The sequence below is a fragment of the Acidiphilium sp. JA12-A1 genome (assembly GCF_000724705.2).
Taxonomy (GTDB): Bacteria; Pseudomonadota; Alphaproteobacteria; order Acetobacterales; family Acetobacteraceae; genus Acidiphilium; species Acidiphilium multivorum.
In genome coordinates, this window is record NZ_JFHO01000058.1 from 1 (window position 1) to 22,696 (window position 22,696).

Consider the following 22,696-nt stretch of genomic DNA (forward strand, 5'->3'; position numbering starts at 1 on the left):
TTTTGCGCGGGCGCGGCGGCGGTGCGCCGGCGGCGAGGCGGGCGAAGCGGGCGACGGCGCGTTGCAGGCGGGACCAGAGCAGGACGGTCAGGGCGTGCGGATCGGTGAAGGCCGAGCCGGGCCGCGACGTTTCGCGCACGAACGCCCCGTTAGCGCCGCGCCTGGCGACGGCGGCGCAGAGGGCGTGGAGGATCGCGGCGAAGCGGGCGGCCAGGTTCATGCGGCGCAAAAGACCATGGAGGGGCGGGGGTGGGCAATCGCTTTTTCGCCGCCGCGGTGGCGTGAGAAAATCTAACGGAGTCGCCGCGCCTGTTCCGGGGCGAGGGCGAGGACGTGAAGCTGGAGCAGGGCGGTGAGCGCGTGGCGGTCGGTGATGGCGGCGAGGCGCTCGTAGGGGATCACCTCGCCGATCCGCACCTTGAGCGGAAGGCCGATGCGGCGCACCGCCTCGGGCACGATCAGCGAGAGGCGGAGGAACATGCTCACCCGGCTCGCCGCGTGGAACAGCGGGCTGTTCTGGCCGGGGAAATGGACCGGCAGCACATCCGCCCGGGCGAGATGGATCAGCTTCGCGGTGAACAGTTTCCAGGGCAGGTCCTCGGCGCGGCCGAACGGGTTGCGCGCCGTCGCGATGCCGCCGCTCGGGAAGACCGCCACCGTCTCGCCGCGATCGAGGCAGGCGAGCGCCTCCTTGCGGCTTTCGAGATTCCGGCGCAGCGCCTCCTTCGTTTCGGAAAAGTCGATCGGCAATGCGTAGCGCGCCATCTCGGGGACGCGCAGCAGGTCGTTGTTGATGAGGATGCGGACCGGACGGTCGAGCTGCTCGGCGAGGGCGAGGATGGCGATGCCGTCGGCGATGCCGAACGGGTGGTTCGCGATCATGACCAGGCGGCGGCCGGGCGGGTGCTCGACCGGCCAGCGCGGCGCCTGCACGTTCAGCGCGATGTCGAGAAGTTCGAGCAGGCGGTTCATCGGCCGCGCTTCCGCTCCGGCCAGCAGCGACTGCCAGGCGGCATAGCAGCGATTGGCGCGCGAGATGCCGCACATCGCCTCCAGCGACAGCAGGAACAGGCGGCGGGCGAGCGACATCTCCGCCGACGCGTAGCTCAGCGCGCTGCGGGGCAGGAACCTCGGCGAAGCCATGAGCGTGTTTCGTGCTGCCTTGACTGGAGATATGTGACGACTGGAGATATGTGACGGTTCGATGACGCGCTGTCGCGTTTTCTGACAGCATATGTCTTTCAGGCCCGCATCGCAACGATGATCGGCGGCGCAAGCGGGCCGGCGCGTCAGTGCTCGGCGAGGAAGATCATCGCGTCGGTCGCGGCGGCGGAGGGGAGCGGGCGGCGCTTGTGGCGGAGGAAGGACAGGATGTCGCCGATTGGGGTGCGGCGTTCATGGTCGAGCAGCATCAGGTGATCGTCGGCGGGATACCAGGCGAGGGTCGCGCGGGCGCCGCGCGGAATGGCGCGCCAGCAGGCGGCGGTGGCGTGCGGCGGGATGACATCGTCATGCCCGCCATACATCAGCAGGACGCGGGGCGCGGCGAGGCGGGCGCAGTCGCGCTGGGCCGCGCCCATCATCCGCACCATGCCGGCGAGCATGCCGAGCGGGGCGGCGTGGAGGGTCAGCGGGTCGGCGGCGAGCGCGCGGAGGGCGGCGAGATTGTCGCTGAGGCGCAGGTGCAGGCTCCGGCCGGTCAGGCGCAGGCGGGGGGCGAGCGTGCCGGCGGCGGCCACCACCCAGTGCAGCGGCAGCGTAAACGTCGCGGCGCCCCAGACGGCGGGGGCGATCGCGACATAGGATGAAATGGCGGGATCGCCGGCGGCGGCGACGATGATCGCGACGGCGCCGCCCATGCTCTCGCCCATCAGCGTCAGGGGAATGAAGGGGTCGCGGCGGTGGAGGATGGCGGCCATCTGCCGCGCGTCGGAGACCAGGGCGGCGGTGCCGGGCCAGCGCCCGCGCCCGGGCGCGGCGCCGAAGCCGCGCTGGTCGGGGGCGTAGACCGCGATGCCATGCGCGGCGAGCACGGGGCCGAGTGTGGACCAGGCGTTGCGGCTGTCCTCGAAGCCGTGCAGGGCGAGGACGACGGCGCGCGGCCGGCCGGGCGGCAGCCAGTCGCGATAGGGCAGGCCGATGGTCTCCCGCGGCGCGGGCGAGGCGGCGATGCGGAAATATCCGTCGGTGACGATCCGGGCGCGGGCGGCGGCGGATGGCGTGGGCGCGCGCGCCGCGCAGGCGGCGAGGCCGGCGGAAAGGGCGAGGGCGGCGATCAGGCGCAGGCAGGCGGCGGTGCGGCGGATCATGGCGGGGACGATCCTCGTCGGCAGGGCGGCGGGCGCGGGCATGACCGGCCGGCGCGGGCCGCGGCGAGGGACGGTGGGCGGGGTGCGGCGGGGCGTCAAGCTCATCGGTGTTTTCGCGGGATGATTTTCTGAAACGAAACTGTAATGGAATAAACGCTCGGTAGTCACGGCGGAACCGGCGATAGTGCGGACGGTCGGGGAGAGCCGACCCTATGACAAAAAATCAATTGAACTTGACTATATTTCACGCCAGACTGCCCGATGACAGGGAGATTTGAAAAAAACAACGGCGCGGGCAGGGTTTTTCGCGCCTCGCGCGGCGGCGCGCCGCGCGGGATAACGGAACGGAGAACGGGGACATGAAGTTCAGACTGCCGAACCAGCAGGCGCGTTCAGGGCTCGACGAGCTGCAAAATCACGTGATCGACGAGTTCCTGGCCGGGCGGATCGACCGCCGGGGGCTGCTGCGGCATGGCAGCGCCTACGGGATTTCCGCCGCCCTGCTCGGCGGCATGATCGGCGAGGCGCCGGGGCGGGCGCTGGCCGCGGGCGGGGAGGGTGCGACCATCCGCGTCTCGATCACCGCGCCGTCGACCGCGATCAACCCCGTCGTCGCCGGGGATACCGGCAGCCTGTGCATGTTGCAGCAGGCGGGCGAATTCCTGCTGTTCGACAATCCGAAGACGCTGCGGCTGGAGCCGATGCTGGCGACGTCGTGGAAGTCGAGCCGGGATGGCAGGGTGTGGACCTTCACGCTGCGCAAGGGGGTGAAATTCCACAGCGGCGGCACGATGACGGCGGATGACGTGGTCTATTCGCTCGCCCGCCTCGCCGACCCGAAGAACGGCTCCAACGCGCTTTCCACCTTCAAGGGCGTGCTGAAGCCGGAGGGGGTGGTGAAGGTCGACGATCATACCGTCGCGTTCCATCTCGAAGCGCCGAACGGGAATTTCGCCTATCTCGTCTCCTCGGACAATTACAACGCGATCATCCTGCCGAAGGGATCGGTCGCCGCGGATTACGAGAAGACCTTCGATGGCACCGGGCCGTTCCGGCTCGACGCCTACACGCCGGGGCGCGGCGCGAGCTTCGTGCGCAACCCCGCCTGGTGGGGCGGCAAGGTGATGCCGGCGCGGACCGAGTTCGGCTTCTACAGCAACCAGCAATCGCAGGTGCTGGCGCTGCAGGGCGGGCAGGTCGACGTGATCCAGCAGATCGTGGTGCAGGGCGCGCAGGGGCTGCTGCACGACCCTTCGGTGAAGATCCTCAACATCCGCTCCTCGAACCATCGCGAGGTGCACATGCGCTGCGACAAGCCGCCCTTCACCGACAAGCGGGTGCGCCAGGCGGTGGCGCTGACGCTGAACCGGCCGGGCATCGTGCACGCGCTGTTCGGCGGGCTTTCCGACCTCGGCAATGACAGCCCGTTCGCGCCGATCTATCCCTCGACCAACACGAGCGTGCCGCAGCGGCATCGGCAGATCGCGCGGGCGAAGCACCTGATGGCGGAGGCCGGGCTCGCGCATGGCGCCGAGGTGACGCTGACCACCGAGCAGGTGCAGGAAATCCCCGACTATGCCGTGCTGATCCAGAACGCCGCGGCGGAGATCGGGCTGAAGATCAACCTCAAGATCGAGACCAGCGCCGCCTATTACGGAAAGGCAACGTTCGGCAATTCGGACTGGCTCGATTCCACCATGGGAATCACCGATTACGGCCATCGCGGCGTGCCCAACGTGTTTCTCACCGCGCCGCTGGAATCGGGCGGTTCGTGGAACGCCGCGCATTTCAACAACAAGACCTACGACAAGCTGGTGGCCGATTACATCGCCACCGTCGACCTCACGCGCCAGCGCGAATATTCCGGGCGGATCGAGCGGCTGCTGCTCGACGAGACGCCGATCATCTTCGCGTATTTCTACAACTACCTCGCGGCCACGAAAAAGACCGTCAGCGGGGTGGTGGTGACCGGGATGTCGCAGGTGTTCCTGCAGCACGCCACGGTGGCGTAGGGCATGGCGCGGCGGCTGCTCGGCCTGCTCGCGGGGCGGCTGATGCTCGGCCTCGTGACGCTGCTGCTGCTGAGCATGGTCGTCTTCGCCGGGGCGCAGCTGCTGCCCGGCAATGTCGGCCGGGCGATCCTCGGGCCGCTGGCGAGCCCCGTCGCGGTCGCCGCCCTCGACCGCCAGCTCGGCACCAACCTGCCGGTGCCGGTGCAGTACTGGCACTGGATCAGCCGGTTCGCCGCCGGGAACATGGGCGAGTCCTACGCGTTCCGCCGGCCGGTGGCGAGCTTCGTGGTGCCGGCGCTGCTCAACTCGCTGAAGCTCGCGGCCATCGCCTTCGTCATCGTCGTGCCGCTGTCGATCGGCGCCGGGGTGTATGCGGCGATCCACGCGCGCTCGCGGATCGACCGGGCGATCAGCCTCACCGGCCTGTCGATGACGGTGATTCCGGAATTCGTCTCCTCGATCGTGCTGATCCTGATCCTCGGCATCTGGCTGCGGGCGCTGCCGGTGACCGCGACGGCGCCGCGCCATGCCGGGGCGCTGGGGCAGATCCATCACCTGATCCTGCCGGCGCTGCCGCTGGTGTTCGTGCTGTTCGGCTACATCGCGCGGATGGCCAGGGCGGGGACGATCGAGGCGCTGGAATCCGATTACGCGCGCACGGCGACGCTGAAGGGCCTGCCAAGGCGGACCGTGATCGTGCGGCACGTGCTGCGCAACGCGCTGCCGCCGACGATCACCGTGGTGGCCACCCAGGTCGGCTATCTCGTCGGCGGGCTGGTGATCGTGGAGACGCTGTTCCGCTACCAGGGCATCGGCAGCCTGATCCTGACCGCCGCGCGGAACAAGGATTTCCCGATGCTGGAGGCGGGGATTCTCGTCATCGGCGCGGTGTATGTGCTGGTCACCGTCGCCGCCGACATGCTGCTGATCATGCTCAATCCGCGGCTGCATCGCGGGGCGGCGAAATGAGCGGCGCCGGGGCGGCGATGCCGGAAGCGGCCGCCGGGCGGGCGCGGCTGATCCTCGGCTCGGGCAGCGCGCGGGCGGGCATCGGCATCGTGCTGTTCTGGACCATCTGCGCGCTGTTCGGCCCGTGGATCGTGCCCTGGAACCCCTATCACGACAGCCTGATGCACACGCTGGCGCCGCCGAGCCTCGCGCATCCGTTCGGCACCGACCAGCTCGGCCGCGACATCTTCTCGCGCGTCATCGTCGGCTCGCGCTCGATCCTTTCGGTGGCACCGCTGGCCACGCTGCTCGGCACCGTGCTCGGCACCTCGATCGGGCTGGTCACCGGCTATTTCGGCGGGCTGATCGACACCGTGCTGAGCCGGCTGATCGAGGTGCTGCTGGCGCTGCCGCTGATCATCGTCGCCCTGCTGGCGCTCGTCGCGCTCGGCCCGTCGACGCCGACGGTGGTGATCGTCATCGGGCTGATCTTCGCGCCGCTGATCTCGCGCACGGTGCGCGCCGCGGTGATCGCGGAGCGCGAGCTCGACTACGTCGCCGCCGCCGAGCTGCGCGGGGAGGGGGCGGCGCACATCATGTTCGTCGAGATCCTGCCCAACGTGATGCCGCCGATCCTGGTGGAGGCCACGGTGCGGCTCGGCTACGCGATCTTCACCGTCGCCTCGCTCAGCTTTCTCGGCTTCGGCATCCAGCCGCCCTCGGCCGACTGGGGGCTGGCGATATCGCAGAACTACGCCATGATCACCGGCGGCTACTGGTGGACCGTGGTGTTCGACGCCATCGCCATCGCCTCGCTCGTGGTCGGCGTGAACCTCGTCGCCGACGGCGTGCAGGCGGCGCTGGAATGAGCGCGGTGCTGGCCGGCACGGAGCGGGACGGCGCCACCGCGGCGACCCCGGCCCTGGCGGTGGAGGGGCTCGAGGTCGCCTATCGCACGCGGGGGCAGGAACTCGCGGTGCTGCGCGGCGTGTCGTTCTCGATCGCGCCGGGGGAGTCGTTCGGCCTGGTCGGCGAATCGGGGTGCGGCAAGTCGACCGCGGCGCTGGCCGCCCTCGGCGCGCTGCCGCGCAACGGGCGGGTGCGGGCCGGCAGCATCCGCATCGGCGGCGAGGATCTCGCCCGCCTCGACGCCGGAGCGCTGCGGCGGCTCAGGGCGCGCCGGGTGTCGATGGTGTATCAGGACGCGAGCCGCGCGCTGAACCCGGCGCTGACCATCGGGGTGCAGCTGCGCGAGGCGTTCGAGCTGCTCGGCATTACCGGGGCGGCGGCCGGGGCGCGCTCGCGCGAGGCGCTCGACCAGGTGCGGATCGCAGCGCCGGGGCGGGTGCTCGCCGCCTATCCGCACGAGCTCTCGGGCGGGATGCTGCAGCGGGTGGTGATCGCCATGGCGCTGGCGAAGGACCCGGCGCTGCTGGTGCTCGACGAGCCGACCACGGCGCTCGACGCCACGGTCGAGGCCGAGGTGCTCGACCTGATCGCCACGCTGCGGGCGGTGCACGGCACCTCGGTGCTGTTCATCAGCCACAATCTCGGCGTGATCGAGCAGATGTGCGACCGGATCGGCGTGCTCTATGCCGGCAGCCTGGTGGAGCAGGGCGGTGCCGCGCGGCTGCTGGAGCGGCCGCTGCATCCCTACACGATCCGGCTGCTGCGCTGCCTGCCGGCGCCGGGGCGGAACAAGGTGACGTCGCGGCTCGACACGATTCCCGGCTTCCTGCCGCCGCCGGGGGCGATGGTTCCCGGCTGCGTGTTCGCGCCGCGCTGCGACCTGGCCGATCAGACCTGCCGGACCCGCCCGCCGCCGCCGCACCGCGAGGGGGAGCAGACGACGCGCTGCCATCACTGGCAACGCGCGGGCACGCTGGCGGACGCGCCCGCCGCCGCACTGGCGCCGCCGGAGGCCGCCCCGGCGGAGACCGTGCTGCGGGCGGAGAATCTTTCCAAGACCTTCGCGATCGGCGGGCGGGCGCTGCGCGCGCTCGGCGAGGTGTCGCTCACGCTCGGGCGGGGGGAGACGCTCGGCATCGTCGGCGAGAGCGGCAGCGGCAAGACGACGCTGGCGCGGCTGCTGCTCGGCCTCGTCCGCCCGGATGCGGCGAGCCGGGTGGAGCTTGCCGGGGAGATTGCCGCGCCGGAGGCGGCGGGGCGGAGCGATGCCCAGCGCAAGGCGGTGCAGATCGTCTTCCAGAACCCGGATTCGGCGCTGAACCGCGCGCACAGCGTGCGCCACCTGATCGGCCGGGCGCTGCGGCGGCTGGCGGGGCTGGCGCCGGGGCAGGCCGAGGCGCGGCTCGCCGAGCTGGTGGCGGCGGTGCGGCTGACCGAGCGGCATCTCGCGATGCGGCCGCGCCAGCTTTCGGGCGGGCTGAAGCAGCGCGTCGCCATCGCCCGCGCCTTTGCCGGCGAGCCGCGCGTGATCATCTGCGACGAGCCGACCTCGGCCCTCGACGTCTCGGTGCAGGCGGCGATCCTCAACCTGCTCGCCGACCTGCAGCGCGAGCGGCAGGTGAGCTACATCTTCATCTCGCACGATCTCGGCGTGGTCCGTTACATCTCCGACCGGATCGCGGTGCTCTATCTCGGGCGGATCATGGAACTCGGCCCGGCGGAGGCGGTGTTTTCCGGCCCGCACCACCCCTATACCGAGGCGCTGCTCTCGGCGGTGGCCACCCCGGGCGGGCGCAGCGGGCGGATCCGGCTCGCGGGCGAGATCCCGAGCCCGCTCAACCCGCCGCGGGGCTGCGCGTTCCACACCCGCTGCCCGCGCAAGCTCGGCGCGGTGTGCGAGACGACGGAGCCGGCGCTGGAGACGATCGGCGATCACGCGATCCGCTGCCACATCCCGCGCGACGCGCTGGGGCGGCGCGGGGCGTAGCGGCCGGGCGTGGCACCCCTTGCGCGCGATTCGTTAGAGAGGCAACCTGACGATCCGCATGGTCGTGGCATGACAGACAAATCGCCGATCAACCGACGCTGGCTGCCGCTCAACGCCCTGCGCGCCTTCGAGGCGGTCGGCCGGCATTCCAGCTTCACCGCCGGCGGCCATGCGCTCAACGTCTCGCAATCGGCGCTCAGCCGGCACGTGCAGACGCTGGAGGCGCTGCTCGGCTGCCCGCTGCTGATCCGCCATCCGCACGGGCTGGAGACCACCGAGGCCGGGCGGCGGCTGCTGCCGGCGATCAGCCGCGGCTTCGACGGCATCGAGCGCGAGATGAACGAGATCATCCGCAACCGCGGCCGCGACCGCCACCTGCGCACGCTGCGCGTGCACATGCCGCCGAGCTTCCTCCAGCAGGTGGGGCTGCCGGCGCTGAAATCGTTCCGCCGGGAATATCCCGACATCATCATCGACGTCGCCTCCTCCTACGTGACCGGCTGGCCGCGGGAGGAGCCGGACATCGCCGTGGTGTACGACCGGCCGCAGGCGGGGCAGTCGGTCACCGACCTGCTGTGGATGATCCATGTCGCCCCGGCCTGCGCGCCGGAGATCGCCCGCGAGCACGAGGGCAAGACGCTGGAGCGGTTCCTGCGCGACACCGAGCTGCTGCACGTGAAGCTCCAGGGCCAGGCGCGGGGGCTGATGTGGGCGAGCTACATCCGCCAGCGCGGGCTGGAGGTGGACACCGATCGCGGCCTCGCCTTCGAGACCGCGAGCGCGGCCACCGGCTATGCGATGACGGGCGGCGGGGTGGCGCTGATCGACCTCGTGCTGTTCGCGCAGGAGATCGCCGCGGGGCGGCTCGTGGTGCCGTATCCGGAGCCGGCGGAGGAGGGCTACGGCTATTTCCTGACGATGCGGCCGGAGGACATGGCGGACCCGATCCTCGCGCTGTTCCGCACCTGGATGATCGAGCATTGCGCGCGGCCGGAGCCGCCGCCGCTGCTGCGGGCGGCGGCCGCGCCGTAGGGTGACTCAGTCCGGGATGTCGAGCCCGGCGGCCCAGCGGGTGAGGGACGCCGCGTCGCGCTCGCCGGCGACGGCGCCGGCCACCGCGTCGCCCATCAGCACGCCGAGCTTGAAGCCGTGGCCGGAGCAGGCGCTGCACAGCCAGGCGCGCGCGCCCTCGCGGCGGAGGATGAAGCGCTCGTCCTCGGTCACCGTATAGAAGCAGGCCTTGCGCTCCAGCACGGTGTAGCGATCGAAGCCGCGCCAGGCGCGGGACGCGGCGTCGAGCAGGCGGGCGACGTCCTCGTCGGTGCCGGCGCGGTCGCCATCGGGGTCGCCGGCGCGGGTGAAGCGGTGATCGCCGATTTTCAGCCGGGTGCCGGCGCGCGGCGGCAGGGTGTAGGTGCCGCTTTCCTCGCCGAGATCGATCATCACCGGGGCGGCGGCCCAGGCGGCTTCGAGCTCGGGCGGCGGGGCGAGGAACATCACCGCCTGGCGCGAGGGCACCGCCGCATCCGCGAGCGAGGGGACCAGCCGCGTCGCCCAGGCGCCGGCGGCGACGATGACGGCGTCGCCGCGCACCGTGCCGGCGGCGGTGCGGAGCGTGCCGGCCTCGGCGTCGATCGCCTCGACCCTGGTGTTGGCGTGCAGCGCGACGCCGCGCCGGCCGAGCAGCTTCACGAGATCGGTCAGGATGCGGACGGGGTAGAGGATGCCGCCGCCCGCCGTCCGCATCACGCGGGTGAGGCCGGCGGGCTCGATCATCGGGAAGCGGGTGGGGATCTCGGCCAGCGGGATGTCCGCGTGGGCGATGCCGAGACGGTCGAGCGAGCGGCGGGTGGGCTCGTGCCAGGGGGTTTCGCCGCGCATGAAGTAGATCACCGGCAGGTCGTCGTAATGGCGCGCGCCGGTTTCCGCCCAGAGCGCCTCCCACAGGCGGAAGGCGGCGGGCATCATGTGGGCGTAGCCCTCCAGCTCGCCATAGGCGTGGCGGATGATGCGGTGCTCGTCATGCGAGGAGGCGCGGGGGTTGGGCAGCGGGCCCTGCTCGAACAGCTCGACCGCGAAGCCGCGCCGGCTCAGCCCCCAGGCGGCGGAGAGGCCGGCGATGCCGCCGCCGACCACCAGCACGCGCGGCGCGCTCATGCCGGCATCTCCTCGCGCGCCGGGGCGGCGGCCGGGGTGAACCAACCCTGACGGCGCCGCCAGTCGGGGTCGAGGTCGCGGAAGCGGGCGAGGGAGAGCTTGCCGAGATCGGCGAAGGTGCAGCGCCCCTCCACCACGATGTCGCGCAGGGCGCGGCCGGTGGCGGGCGAGAGGCCGAAGCCGACGCTCGACATCGTCGCCACCGTCACGTTGCCGGGATCGGCCGGGCGGTCGAGCACGGGCCGGCCATCGGGCGTGTTCTCGACGATGCCGGCCCAGGAACGGATGACCCGCGCGTGCGCCGCCTTCGGGAAGAGCTCGGCGAGGCGGCGGGCGAGAGGGCGGATCGTCGGCGTCGAGGGGCGGGGAAGCGGATTGTCCGCCGGCACGGCGTCGAGCCATTCGTGCCAGCCTCCGCCATAGGCGAGGTTGCCGCGCAGGGTCTGCCGCCCGTAGAGCCCGTTGCCGTCGACGCCGCCGAGCGGCATCGGCGGCAGCGCCTCGGTGACGATCATCTCGGCGCGGGCCGGGGCGAGCGGCAGGTCGAGCCCGGCGTCGCGGGCGAGGCGGTCGGATTGCGGGCCGGCGGCGATCACCAGCTGGTCGCAGCCGATCACGCCCGCCGCCGTGCGGACGCCGACGGCGCGACCGCCGGCCATCGCGATGCCGAGGGCGGGGGTGTGCTGGAGGATGCGGGCGCCATGGTCCTGCGCCGCCCAGGCATAGGCCTGCACGGTGCGTTGCGGGTTGGCCTGGCCGCCGGTGCGGATGTGCACGCCGCCGAGATTGGCGCCGGCGAGCGGCACGGCGTCGCGCACCTGTCGCGGGTCGAGCAGGTCGACCCGGTAGCCGAGCTCGCCGACGATGCCCTGGATGCGGTGGTAGCGGGCGAGCTGCGCCTCGGTCACCGCGATGACGATCCGCTCGCCGCGCCATTCGGTGGGGTAGCCGAGCAGCTCGTCCATCCGCGGCCAGAGGCGCTGCTCCTCGTGGAAGAGCGGGCTCTGGTAGTGGGTGCAGCCGCCGCCGTTGCGGCTGGAGGCCTCGTAGCCGACCACGCCCTTGTCGAGCACGAGCACGTCGACGCCGTCGCGCGCCAGCCAGAACGCCGCCGACAGGCCGGTGACGCCGGCGCCGACGACGACGACCGAGGCGCCCTTCGCCACGGCGCTCACAGGGGCGCCCTTCGCCACGGCGCTCACAGGTGCATGCTCCCGGCGCGCCAGGCGTCCTCGCGCTCGGTGCCGATGGCGGCGTAGGGCACCCACTGGCTGAGGATGCCGAACCATACGTCCCACCCCGCCTCGTCGTCGCCGCCGCCGGCGAGGGCGGAAAGCGGCAGCGGGCGGACCGGGGCGCGGTAGCCGGCGAGGCCGATGGACGCGGCGGGCAGGCCGGCGCCGATCGCCATCAGCAGCGCCACCTGCTCGCGGCAGCGGCGGGCCTGGCAGGGGCCCATCGAGACGCGGGTGAGGCGCTTCATCTGGTCGTGGTCCGGCGGGCCGTCGCGCAGCAGCGCGGCATAGTCGCGCGCCGCCATCGCCGGGGGCGGCGGGCCGAGATAGCGCGGCGGGTTGAGGGCGAAGACATCGGCCCGCGTCACCTCCTCGCACAGGCAGGCGGGCGCGTCGGCGCCGCCGGTGGCGAGCAGCGCGCGCATCCAGCCCATCCGGTAGTCGAGCCCCGGATCGTCGGCGATGCCGGCGCAGTCGCCCACCGCGACGACGCCGGGCGCGGTGCTTCGCCCGGCATCGTCCAGCACCGGGACGTAGCCGCCGCGCGCCGCGTCCATGACGAGGCGGGCGCCGGCGACGTCGAGCAGTTCGACCGCCGGCACGAGGCCGATGGCGAGGCAGACCGTGTCGCAGTCGAGGCGCCGGGCCGGGCCGCCGGCCACGGGGACGACGTCGAGCCCGGCGACGCCGGCGGGCGAGGCCACCGCCGCCAGCGGGACATGGCCGCAGAGGATCTCGACGCCGCGCGAACGCACGGCCTCGACCAGCGGCGCCGGGCCGACGGGTGCGGCAGCGGCCTCGACCAGCGCCGGCACGGCGATGCCGCGATCGAGGGCGAGCAGCGCGGTGTCCAGCGCGAGGCGGCCGGTGCCGAGGATGACGGTCTCGCGGCCCTCGAACGCGTCGTAGCGGGTCAGCAGCGCGGCCAGGCCCCGCGCGCCCATCACACCCGGCTGGTCGGCATCGCGGAAGGACAGCACGAGGTCGCGCGCGCCGGCGGCGACGACGAGGCGGCGGAAGCCGCACATCCACGAGCGGCTGCCGTCCGAGAGCCCCGCCAGGCTGCAGGGCAGCACGGCGAGGCCCGGCCGCTCGACCCAGGCGCCCCAGGCGGAGACGCCGAGCAGCACCTCGACGCCGGCGTCATACGCTTCGACGAGGCCGGGGGTGGCGGCGGCGACCCGCTCGACCATGCGCGCCGGGTTGGCGAGGGCGGCGCCGGCGCGGCCGCCGAAGAGATAGGGCACGTCGAGCCCGGCGAGGCCGACCGGCACCGGATGCTCGTCCACCAGCAGGACCGAGGCGCCGGAGCGCGCCGCCTCCCGCGCCGCGGCGAGGCCCGCCGGGCCGGCGCCGACCACCAGCACGTCGACCATCTGTTCGGGGGCGGGGAATTTGCCCGAAGCGGATTTCGGATCGGCCATGCCGTGCGGCGGCAGCGTCGTGTCCATGCTCATGCCTTTTCCAGCGCCTGGGCGAGGTCTTCGATGAGGTCGGCCTCGTGCTCGATGCCGACCGAGATGCGGATGGTGCCGTCGGTGACGCCGGCGGCGGCGCGGCGTTCGGGCGGGACGGAGAAATGCGTCGTCGTCGCCGGGTGGCAGATCAGCGATTCGGTGCCGCCGAGGCTGACCGCGAGGCGGAACACCCGGAGCGCGTCGAGCAGGCGGAAGCAGGACGCCTCGCCGCCCGCGACATCGAAGGCGAAGGTGGGGCCGGCGCCGTCGCACTGGCGGCGCAGCAGCGCGCCGGCCGGGCTCGCCGGATCGGCGAAGCCGGCCCAGGTGACGCGCGAGACCTTGGGATGCGCGGCGAGGAAGCGCGCCACGGTGGCGGCGTTCTGCCCCGCCCGCTCGACGCGCAGGCCCATCGTCTCGATCGAGCGCAGCAGCAGCCAGCTGCCATGCGGGTCGAGATGGGTGCCCATCAGCGTGCGCCGCTTGCGCAGCGGCTCGACCAGCGCCGTCGCCCCGGAGATGGCGCCGCCCAGCAGGTCGCTATGGCCGCCGGCATATTTGGTCAGCGAGGTCATGCACAGATCGGCGCCGTGGCGGAGCGGCGCCTGCAGGGTGGGGCCGAGGAAGGTGTTGTCGACGATGACGACGGGCGGCCGGGCCTGGCCGGCGGCGGCCTCGCGCGCGACGCGGGCGATCAGCGCGATGTCGGCCAGGCCGGCGAGCGGGTTGGAGGGCGTCTCGATCCAGACCGCGGCGAGCGGGCCGTGCGCCAGCGCCCCGGCCGCGGCCTCGCGCACCGACCCCTCGTCCAGCGCGTCGGCGATGGCGACGGGGCGGACGCCGAGTTCGGGCGCCATCACGCCGGTCAGCAGCCCGTCGGTCCCGCCATAGAGGGGGCTCGTGTGCAGCACTGAGTCGCCCGGGCGGACCAGCGAGAGCAGCGCGGTGGCCACCGCCGCCATGCCGGAACCGAACGCCGCACAGGCTTCCGCGCCGTCCAGCGCCGCCATGCGCGCCTGCAGCATCTGCAGGTTCGGGTGGTCGAGCCGGGCGTAGATGTAGCCCTCGGCGTCGCCCGAGTCGGGGGCGCGGCCGGCGGCGTAGCCCTCATGCGCCGAGCGGGCGTGCGCGGCGTCGCGATAGACGAAGGTGGAGCTCATGTAGACGGGCGGTTTCGCCGCCCCGTTATGCCTCGCCGGATCGTAGCCGTGGCCGACCGCGATGGTCTCGACGCGCCGCCCCGCCACGTCAGGCGTCGACCAGCTTCTGGGCCGGCGCCGCCGCGCCGATGCGGCGGGCCACGCTGTTCACGTACCAGTCGGTAAAGCCGATGGCGAGACTCTCCGACGCCTCGCTGTAGGGGCCGGGCACGTAGCCGAGCGAGTTGACGCCGCGCTGGTTCAGCTCGACCAGCGCGCGGTCCTGCAGGTTGGTCTCGTTCCAGACATGCATCAGCCCGTCCCGCGTGTAGTCGACGCCTTCCTCGGCATCCTTGTGGACATACCACTTGGCGACGACCAGGGTTTCCTGCGGCGCGAGCGGCAGGGCGGAGAAGATGATGAGGAAATCGCCCACCGCATGGGCGAAGCAGTGCGGCTCCAGCGCCCAGCGCAGCGAGCCGACATCGCCGCCGTTGACGTGGCAGAGCGGCTTGGCGACGCAGGGCGTGCCATCCATCGTCATCGACACGTTGCCGTCGCGCAGCGGGAAGCGCGAGGCCTGCCACCATTCGCCCTGCACCGCGGCGGAAGGCAGGCCGAGCGCCTCCATCCGCGCGATGAAGCCGGGCAGGTCGACCATGCCGGCGGTGCTGAAATTGCCGCGCACGTCGGTCGGGAAGGAGCGGGCGAGCTCGGGATGGCCGGCGCCGCAGTGATAGCACTCGCGCGCGTTCTCCATCACCAGCTTCCAGTTGCCGCGCTCGAACAGCGTGCATTCGGCGGCGAGCTTGGCGTTGCCGAGATCGTGGCCGGCGAGCATCGGCGCGAGATGGTCGTGGAAGGCGTCGAATTCGGGCGGCTCGGCGGCGAGGCAGACATAGACGGTGCCGGCGACGGTGCGGACATGGATCGGGTTCAGACCGTGGGCGGACTTGTCGAACTCGCGCGGCATGCGGCCGGCGCCGCGCAGGGCGCCGGTGTCGTCATACATCCACTGGTGATAGGGGCAGAGCAGGCGCTGCGCGTGGCCGCAGCCATCGGCCAGGATCTGCGCGCCGCGATGGCGGCAGGTGTTGAAGAAGCCGCGCAGCACGCCGTCCTGTCCGCGGAGCAGGAGGATCGGCGAGCGGCCGATGGTCATCGCGAGATAGCTGCCGGGGTCGGGGATCTCGGTTTCCAGCCCGATGAGCAGCCAGCTGCGGCCGTAGATCTCGCGCAGGTCGAACTCGAAGATCTCGGGATCGGTGTAGAAGGCCTGCGGCAGCGTGTGCCGGGGCGGACGCTGGGCGAGAAGCGCGGAGAGGCGGTTGCGCAGGGGCGTATCCGGCATCGGTGACCTCCAGTGGACACCGGACGTTAGTCAGCACGCCGGGGCGGCGGCAAATCGCATTTGTGCATAAGCCTATGAGCCGGCGCGCTGGCCCCCGGCGGCCAGGGTGATCCGGAAGGGTGCGGCCGATGGCGGCGAACGCCGCGTCATGTCCGGCGTTCGTCCGCCGTGTCGATGGACCGCGTTCAGGGGCGTTCGGGGATGGACGAGGTGGCACCGGCGCGGGTGGAACCGGCCGGTGCCTTCGTCAGCTTGGTGCTAGACTATTGTTCTTATCGTTTTCCAGTGTCCGGGACACTGGCTCATTCGGCGGGGCTGACCGCGGGGCCGTGCACGGTCGGGGCCGTTTCGCGGACCCTGATCGTCAGCATCACGAGGCCGGCGGCGAACAGCGAGATGGCGAAGAGGATCGCCGTGGCGTAGAAATTGTGCGTCTTGTCCTGGAGATAGCCGCCCAGGAACGGCCCGAGATAGCCGCCGAGATTGCCGAGCGCGTTGATCAGCCCCATGGCGCCGCCGACCAGGGCGACGGGCAGCGTGCGCGAGGCGGCCGCCCAGAACGGGCCGTCATAGGACATCGCGCCGCCCATCGCGAGGCAGAGGAAGAAGATGGACAGCAGGATCATGCCCTCGCCGACCGTCACCGACAGGATGAGGCTGACGGCCGCCAGCGTCATGGGCAGGAAGACGTGGCGGGAGTAGCGGCGGTTGGTGTCCGCCCACCAGCCGTTGAACCAGAGCATCAGCCCCGCGACCACGTAGGGCAGCGTCGCGATCAGGCCGACCGCGCCGAAGCCCGCATGGGTGAGGGACTTGAGCAGGGTGGGCATCCACATGTTCAGCCCGTAGAAGCCGACCTGCACGAGGAAATAGACCACCACGAGGCGCCACACAGTCGCGGACTTGAAGATGTCGCTGAACGGTCCCGGCTCGGGTTCGTTGGCGCGGTCCTGGGCGAGCGAGCGGTTGATGTAGTCGCGCTCGGCGGGCAGGCACCAATGGGCATCTTCGGGCCGGTCCTTGATGAAGATCAGCCAGAGCGGCAGCGCGATGATGAAGGGCAGCGCGCCTTCGACGAAGAAGAGCGTGCGCCAGTCCGAGCCGGCGACGATGAAGCCCGACAGCGGCTGGGTGATGATCGACGAGATCGCCAGGTTGGCGATCCAGAAGCCGTAGGCGCGGGCGCGCTCCTGCACGGGGAACCAGTGCGACAGCAGCACCAGCGTGGCCGGCCAGATCCCGCCCTCGGCGACGCCGAGAAGGAACCTGAAGATCACGAGCTGGGTGAAATTCTGCGCGAGCCCGCAGGCCAGCGCCATCAGCCCCCAGAAGCAGATCATGATGGCGACGAATTTCTTGGCGGACCAGTGTTCGGCCAGCCAGCCGCCGGGAATCTGCAGCAGCACGTAGCCGACGAAGAAGATGCCGCCCGCGGTGCCCTCGTCCGCCTTGGTGATGTGGAAATCGTGGCCGATTCCCGAAAAGGCGTAGGCGATGTTGGTGCGGTCCATGAACGAGATGATGTAGACGATCATCGCGATGGGAATGAGGCGGAACCAGCGGGTCATGCCCACCTCCGCCGCTCCTGTGCTTGAACTCATCGGTTTCCTCCGTATTGACGTGGCGTCGGGATCAAATTTTGCTCTTGCGGCCGGGCGGCCGTTGGTTGCGCTATCATCGGCATAGCAAAAGAGGCCCACCTCTCCCAAGTTGAGATTTATCGTTAAACTACCACCGATCGGACGGCAATCCGGCAGGACGCGGGATGTGGGTGTTCCGGCCGGAGACGTGCTTCGAGCGGCCGGTCAGCGGGCAGGTCATCCCTGATATGCCCCGGGATTTCATAACGATCCATTAAGAATTGCCGTGCTTAAGGCGCGGGAGGGAGTGGCGGGCGCCGCAAGGGGGTCCGCCGGTCCGCGAGTATGGCGCCGGATCGTCAAGCCGATCCCCTGTCGGGAATTCACATGCGTAAGCCCAAGCGATCAGAGCCTGACGAAACAGCCGATCCCGAACTGGAGGAGCTGATCGAGAGGGATCGTGCCGAACTGCTCTATTCGTTGGGCGGCGGCAGCGTGTTCGTCACGGTCGCGGTGTCGTTCCTGCTCATCCTCCTCGTGCAGGCGCCGGGCGAGTGGTCCGCCCTGCTGGCCTGGTTCGCCGCCATCGTCCTCGTTTCCGCGATCCGCTCCGTCGACATCTTCATCCTGTTTCCCCGGGTCCGCCGGAAGCCTTTCGACGGCCGGAAGATGATCCGCCGCTTCGGGCTCGGCACGTCGACCCTGGCCCTGCTGCTCGGCAGTTTCCCGATCTTCTTCTTTCCGCATCTCGCCGTCGTCGAGCGGGCGTATGCGTTCATGGTGTGTTTCGGCATGGCGGGGGGGAGCGTCACCGTCCTGAGCGCCAGCTTTCCGCTGATCGTGACCTATTGCACCGCCGTCCTGCTGCCGGGGGTTGCGGAGACCCTGATCGCGTATCAGCCGGGCGGGCAGAAATTCGCGGTGATCGGCATCGTCGGCTACATCTCGTCGTTCTTCTTCGCCCGGACCACGTCGCGGACGGTGCTGCGCGGCTTGCGCCTGATGCGCACGAACCAGGTGCTGACGCTGCGCTCCGAGCAGGAGAGGGTTCATCTCGAAGCGATGAAGAGCGACCTCGCGGACGCCAACGAGAGCCTGGAGCGCCGGGTGTGCGAGCGGACCGCCCAGCTCGCGCACGAGGTGGCCGAGCGCGAGCGCTACGCGGCGGCCCTGAGACGGCTCGCCTCGACCGATCCGCTGACCGGGCTCTACAACCGCCCGACCTTCACCGCCCGCCTCGCCGGGCGCGCGGAGGGTTCGGTGGGGGCGCCCGGCCGGGTCGCGCTGCTGTTCATCGATCTCGACAGCTTCAAGCAGATCAACGACCTGCGCGGCCACGAGATGGGGGACCAGGTTCTGCGGCAAACCGCCGAGCGCGTCGCCCGGGTGATCGGCGCGACGGGGGACGTCGCGCGGTGGGGCGGCGACGAGTTCCTCGTCGCCCTGCCGGACTGCGGCGGCGAGGAGGCGCTCCGCCATGCCGAGCGGCTGATCGAGGCGATCAAGACGCCGATCACGGTGGGCGCGGATGTCTGCCGGGTCGAGGCCTCGGTGGGGGTGGCGCTCTATCCCGACAATGGCGATACCGCCGACAGCGTGATCCGCGCCGCCGATGTCGCGATGTATGCGGCGAAGCGCGAGGGCAAGAGCCGGGCCAAGCGCTTCGACCCGGTTCTCGCCGATGACATGGCGGATCGCTACGACCTCGAACAGGGCCTGCGGGACGCCATCAAGGGGGATCAGTTCCGCCTGGTGTTCCAGCCGATCATCGACGCGCGGACGGGCGCCTGCACGGCGTTCGAGGCGCTGCTGCGCTGGAATCACCCCGTGCGCGGCGCGGTCAGCCCGGCGACGTTCATCCCGGTCGCCGAGCAGAGCGGGCAGATCGAGCGGATCGGCCGCTGGGTGCTGGAAGAGGCGTGCCGCGCGGCGACCGGCTGGCCGGACCCGTCGATCGCCGTCACGGTCAACATCTCGGTCTCGCATGTGCTGGTCGGCAGCCTGCTCGATGACGTCGAGCACGCGCTGGCGGTATCCGGGCTGCCGCCATCGCGCCTGAAGATCGAAATCACCGAGACGATGTTCCTGCACGACGCCGACCGCTCGGCGCCGCTGTTCGACAGGCTGCGGCAGATGGGCGTGGGAATCCTGCTCGACGATTTCGGCACCGGCTTCTCGTCGCTGTCCTTCCTCGGCAACCTGCCGATCGACGTGATCAAGATCGACCAGTCCTTCGTGCGCGACGCCGGGCGCAACGGCTATGCGACGATCGAGGCGATCCTCTCGATCGCCCGCGCGCTCGGGCTGCAGGTGACGGCCGAAGGCGTCGAGACGCCGGAACAGAACCGCAACCTGGTGGAGCGGGGCGTCGGCAGCGTTCAGGGGTATCTGTTCAGCCGTCCGATTCCCGCCGCGGGCGTGACGGACTGGCTGCAGATGACGGGGCGGGTGCCCGATCGTCCGTTCGATCCGGCCGCCGCGCCCGCCCTGGCGGCGAGCGCCTGAACGCGGGCTGGCCGGTCAGGCCGAGCGCGACACCCCGGCCTTGACCCGGCGCAGCGGGATCGAGCTCTCGATCGAGGCGACGCCGCGCACCCGCGTCAGTTGCCCGACCAGGAACTGCTCGAACGCGGCGAGGCTCGTCGTCACCACCCGGAGCAGGTAGTCGCGGTTGCCGGTCATCAGCCAGCAATCGACCACCTCGGGGAACGAGGCGATGGCCGCCTCGAAGCGCACCAGCGCGTCGTCCACCTGCTTGTCGAGCTTGACCGAGACGAACACCGACACGTCGAAGCCGAGGGCCGCCTCGTCGATCATCACGGTATAGCCGCGGATGATGCCCTCGCGCTCCAGCCGGCGCACGCGGCGGGCCACCGGCGTCGCGCTCAGCCCGACCCGCTCGGCGAGGTCGAGCATGGAGATCCGCGCGTCGCTCCGCAGTGCGGACAGGATCTCCCTATCGAAATCGTCGATCGTGCCGGATTTCACCATGATGGCGCGGTTCCTTGCAGACTATCGCCACGATATTGCCCTGGGCCGCGCGAATCGCAAGGATTCGCCCCGCCCGCCCGCCTACACTCGGCGCACCGCCCTCACGCCGGGAGACCGCGAATGACGCCGCATCTGAAAACCGCCGAACAGCGCCTGCTCTGGCTGTCGCACTGGATGATCCACAACGCCAACCACCTCCGGCCGAAGGTGGACGGGATCAAGACGGGCGGGCATCAGGCCTCCTCCGCCTCGATGGTGGGCATCATGGCGGCGCTCTATTTCACCGCGCTGCGCCCGGAGGACCGCGTCGCGGTCAAGCCGCACGCCGCCCCGGTGTTTCACGCGATGCAATACCTGATGGGCAACACCACGCGCGAGCGGCTGGAGAATTTCCGCGGCTTCGGCGGCACCCAGAGCTATCCGAGCCGCACCAAGGACGATGACGACGTGGATTTCTCCACCGGCTCGGTGGGCCTCGGTGTCGCCATCACCTCCTTCGCCGCGCTGGTGCAGGACTATATCGCGGCGAAGCCATGGGGGCGGGATGTGCGGCGCGGCCGCATGGTCGCGCTGATGGGCGATGCCGAGATCGACGAGGGCAACATCCACGAATGCCTCCAGGAAGGCTGGAAGAACGGGCTGCGCGATGTCTGGTGGGTGATCGACTACAACCGCCAGTCGCTCGACGGCGTCGCCCGCGAGGGGCTGTGGCAGCGCATCGAGAAGATCTTCGAGGCGTTCGGCTGGGATGTGGTGCGGATCAAGTACGGCGCGTTGCAGCGCGCGGCCTTCGCCGAGCCGGGCGGGGAGGCGCTGCGACGCTGGATCGATTCCTGCCCCAACCAGCGCTACGCAGCGCTCACCTTCCAGGGCGGCGCGGCCTGGCGCAAGCGGCTGCTCGACGAGCTGGGCGACCAGGGCGCGGTCTCGGCGCTGATCGCCCGGCGCAGCGATGCCGAGCTGGCCGCGCTGATGGAGAATCTCGGCGGCAACTGCGTGCAGACCATGGCCGACACCTTCGCCGCGATCGACCACGACCGCCCGACCTGCTTCCTCGCCTACACGATCAAGGGCTGGGGCACGCCGATCGCCGGGCACAAGGACAATCACGGCGGGGTGATGACGGTCGAGCAGATGCAGGCCTGGCAGCGCCACATGGGCGTGGCGCAGGGCGAGGAATGGGAGCGCTTCGCCGCGGTGGCGGATGTGGAGGGCTTCCGCGCCTGGCTCGACGCGGTGCCCTTCTTCGCGGCCGGCCGCCGCCGGCACGACGATGCGCATCTGCCGGTCCCCGCCCTCGCTTCAGCCGGCGAGCGGGAGATCTCCACCCAGGCCGCCTTCGGCCGCATCCTCGACGATCTCGCCCGCGGCGACAGCGCGCTCGCCGCGCGCATCCTCACCACCTCGCCCGACGTCACCGGCACCACCTCGCTCGGCCCCTGGGTCAACCGCCGCCGCCTGTTCGCCCGCGAGGCGATGGCGGATCTTTTCCGCGCCGAGAAGATCCCCTCGACCGCGCGCTGGGATTTCGCGCCCGAGGGCCAGCATCTCGAACTCGGCATCGCCGAGACCAACCTGATGCTGCTGCTCGCCGCCGCCGGCCTCGCCCGTTCGCTGTTCGGCCGCCGCCTCATCCCCATCGGCACCGTCTACGATCCGTTCATCGCCCGCGGGCTCGATGCGCTGAACTACGCCTGTTACCAGGATGCCCGCTTCCTGCTGGTCGGCACGCCCTCGGGCGTCACCCTCGCGCCGGAGGGTGGGGCGCACCAGTCGATCGGCACGCCGGCGATCGGCATGACCCAGCCCGGGCTCGCCGCCTTCGAGCCGGCCTTCGCCGACGAGCTGGCGGCGATCATGGAATGGGCGTTCGACCATCTCCAGCGCGACGCCGCCGATCCGTATACCGATCCGCGCACCGGCCTCGCCGATGCGGCGGGCGGCTCGGTCTATCTGCGCCTGTCGACCAACCCGGTCGAGCAGCCGGGCCGGCGCGGCACCGCCTGGCGGCAGGGGGCGACCGAGGGCGCCTACTGGCTGCGCGAGCCGGGGCCGAACGCCGAACTCGTCATCGCCTATCAGGGGGTGGTGGCGCCGGAGGCGATCCGCGCCGCCGGGGCGCTGGCGGAAAGCCGGCGCGATATCGGCGTGCTCGCCGTCACCTCGGCCGACCGGCTGCATGCCGGCTGGAGCGCGGCCCAGCGCGCGCGCTGCCGCGGCGAGGCGGTGACCTCGCTGGCCGAGCGGCTGCTGGCGCCGCTCCCGCGCGACTGCCGCATCGTCACGGTGATCGACGGCCATCCCGCCACCCTGTCCTGGCTCGGCGGCGTCGCCGGCCATGCGGTGCTGCCGCTCGGCGTCGAGCGCTTCGGCCAGACCGGCACCATCGCCGATCTCTACCGCGCCAACGGCATCGACGCCGCCGCGATCATCGAGCGCGTCGGCACCTTCACCAGCGGCCGCCCGGTGCTGGCCTTTCCGGCCCGCCCGCGCGCCCGGTCCGGGGCGGCCGCGCTGGCGGGGTGATGCCGGCGGGCTTGGCATCGGCCCGCATATCGTCCTACCTGCGAATCAGGAGGTGCGGCGATGACGGACTGGGACTGGCGGCGCCCGCAAGGGCG

Annotated in this window: 16 protein-coding genes and 1 pseudogene; 7 read left to right on the plus strand and 10 right to left on the minus strand. The window is 71.2% G+C overall.

The features are described from left to right. The 3 genes and pseudogenes from RT91_RS11140 to RT91_RS11150 all read right to left on the minus strand — a co-directional run. Positions 1–220: pseudogene (locus tag RT91_RS11140) on the minus strand (hypothetical protein); the annotation flags it as partial. Positions 221–291: 71 nt separating this feature from the next. Beyond that, positions 292–1,143 carry a lysophospholipid acyltransferase family protein gene (locus RT91_RS11145; RefSeq protein WP_007424700.1) on the minus strand — a complete coding sequence of 284 codons (852 nt, stop codon included), beginning with the start codon at positions 1,141–1,143 and terminating at the stop codon, positions 292–294. Between the two features lie 146 nt (positions 1,144–1,289). Then, entirely contained in the window at positions 1,290–2,414 is a 1,125-nt protein-coding gene (locus tag RT91_RS11150; protein WP_240314268.1) for an alpha/beta fold hydrolase, read from the minus strand. Between the two features lie 254 nt (positions 2,415–2,668). Here RT91_RS11150 and RT91_RS11155 point away from each other — a divergent pair, with 254 nt between their 5' ends. From RT91_RS11155 to RT91_RS11175, 5 genes are all read left to right on the plus strand, one after another. After that, positions 2,669–4,321: an ABC transporter substrate-binding protein gene (locus tag RT91_RS11155; RefSeq protein ID WP_007423450.1), complete on the plus strand. Its 1,653-nt coding sequence runs from the start codon at positions 2,669–2,671 to the stop codon at positions 4,319–4,321. Between the two features lie 3 nt (positions 4,322–4,324). Then, complete coding sequence (locus RT91_RS11160) at positions 4,325–5,290, plus strand: ABC transporter permease (RefSeq protein WP_013640534.1); 966 nt, start codon at positions 4,325–4,327, stop codon at positions 5,288–5,290. Further along, the gene (locus tag RT91_RS11165; protein WP_007423452.1) at positions 5,287–6,138 is read left to right on the plus strand and encodes an ABC transporter permease; all 852 of its coding nucleotides are present in this window, start codon (positions 5,287–5,289) and stop codon (positions 6,136–6,138) included. Before RT91_RS11160 ends, RT91_RS11165 begins: the two co-directional genes overlap by 4 nt. Continuing rightward, positions 6,135–8,165, plus strand: a complete 2,031-nt coding sequence (locus RT91_RS11170) for an ABC transporter ATP-binding protein (protein WP_035187335.1) — start codon at positions 6,135–6,137, stop codon at positions 8,163–8,165. Before RT91_RS11165 ends, RT91_RS11170 begins: the two co-directional genes overlap by 4 nt. A gap of 69 nt (positions 8,166–8,234) precedes the next feature. After that, complete coding sequence (locus RT91_RS11175) at positions 8,235–9,197, plus strand: LysR family transcriptional regulator (protein WP_007423581.1); 963 nt, start codon at positions 8,235–8,237, stop codon at positions 9,195–9,197. A 6-nt stretch (positions 9,198–9,203) separates the two neighbouring features. On the opposite strand, the gene RT91_RS11180 is transcribed toward RT91_RS11175, so the two are convergent. The 6 genes from RT91_RS11180 to RT91_RS11205 all read right to left on the minus strand — a co-directional run bounded on the left by RT91_RS11180 (position 9,204) and on the right by RT91_RS11205 (position 17,105). After that, a complete protein-coding gene (locus RT91_RS11180) occupies positions 9,204–10,322 on the minus strand; it encodes an FAD-binding oxidoreductase (RefSeq protein ID WP_035187337.1) in 1,119 nt (372 codons plus the stop codon). Next, on the minus strand, positions 10,319–11,524 hold the full coding sequence (locus RT91_RS11185; RefSeq protein WP_240314269.1) for an FAD-binding oxidoreductase: 1,206 nt from the start codon (positions 11,522–11,524) through the stop codon (positions 10,319–10,321). Before RT91_RS11185 ends, RT91_RS11180 begins: the two co-directional genes overlap by 4 nt. Continuing rightward, positions 11,521–13,014: an FAD-dependent oxidoreductase gene (locus tag RT91_RS11190; protein WP_051788261.1), complete on the minus strand. Its 1,494-nt coding sequence runs from the start codon at positions 13,012–13,014 to the stop codon at positions 11,521–11,523. Before RT91_RS11190 ends, RT91_RS11185 begins: the two co-directional genes overlap by 4 nt. Next, positions 13,011–14,261 carry a PLP-dependent transferase gene (locus tag RT91_RS11195; protein ID WP_012039792.1) on the minus strand — a complete coding sequence of 417 codons (1,251 nt, stop codon included), beginning with the start codon at positions 14,259–14,261 and terminating at the stop codon, positions 13,011–13,013. Before RT91_RS11195 ends, RT91_RS11190 begins: the two co-directional genes overlap by 4 nt. Before the next feature lies 1 nt (position 14,262). Next, complete coding sequence (locus RT91_RS11200; protein ID WP_035187339.1) at positions 14,263–15,504, minus strand: SRPBCC family protein; 1,242 nt, start codon at positions 15,502–15,504, stop codon at positions 14,263–14,265. A 302-nt stretch (positions 15,505–15,806) separates the two neighbouring features. Continuing rightward, a complete protein-coding gene (locus RT91_RS11205) occupies positions 15,807–17,105 on the minus strand; it encodes an MFS transporter (RefSeq protein ID WP_007423676.1) in 1,299 nt (432 codons plus the stop codon). Between the two features lie 366 nt (positions 17,106–17,471). On the opposite strand from RT91_RS11205, the gene RT91_RS11210 reads away from it, so the two are divergent. Beyond that, on the plus strand, positions 17,472–19,589 hold the full coding sequence (locus RT91_RS11210) for a bifunctional diguanylate cyclase/phosphodiesterase (RefSeq protein ID WP_240314270.1): 2,118 nt from the start codon (positions 17,472–17,474) through the stop codon (positions 19,587–19,589). Positions 19,590–19,604: 15 nt separating this feature from the next. On the opposite strand, the gene RT91_RS11215 is transcribed toward RT91_RS11210, so the two are convergent. Next, complete coding sequence (locus RT91_RS11215) at positions 19,605–20,075, minus strand: Lrp/AsnC family transcriptional regulator (RefSeq protein ID WP_007423678.1); 471 nt, start codon at positions 20,073–20,075, stop codon at positions 19,605–19,607. Between the two features lie 120 nt (positions 20,076–20,195). Here RT91_RS11215 and RT91_RS11220 point away from each other — a divergent pair, with 120 nt between their 5' ends. Further along, positions 20,196–22,601: a transketolase gene (locus RT91_RS11220; protein WP_035187342.1), complete on the plus strand. Its 2,406-nt coding sequence runs from the start codon at positions 20,196–20,198 to the stop codon at positions 22,599–22,601. The last annotated feature ends 95 nt before the right edge of the window (positions 22,602–22,696 follow it).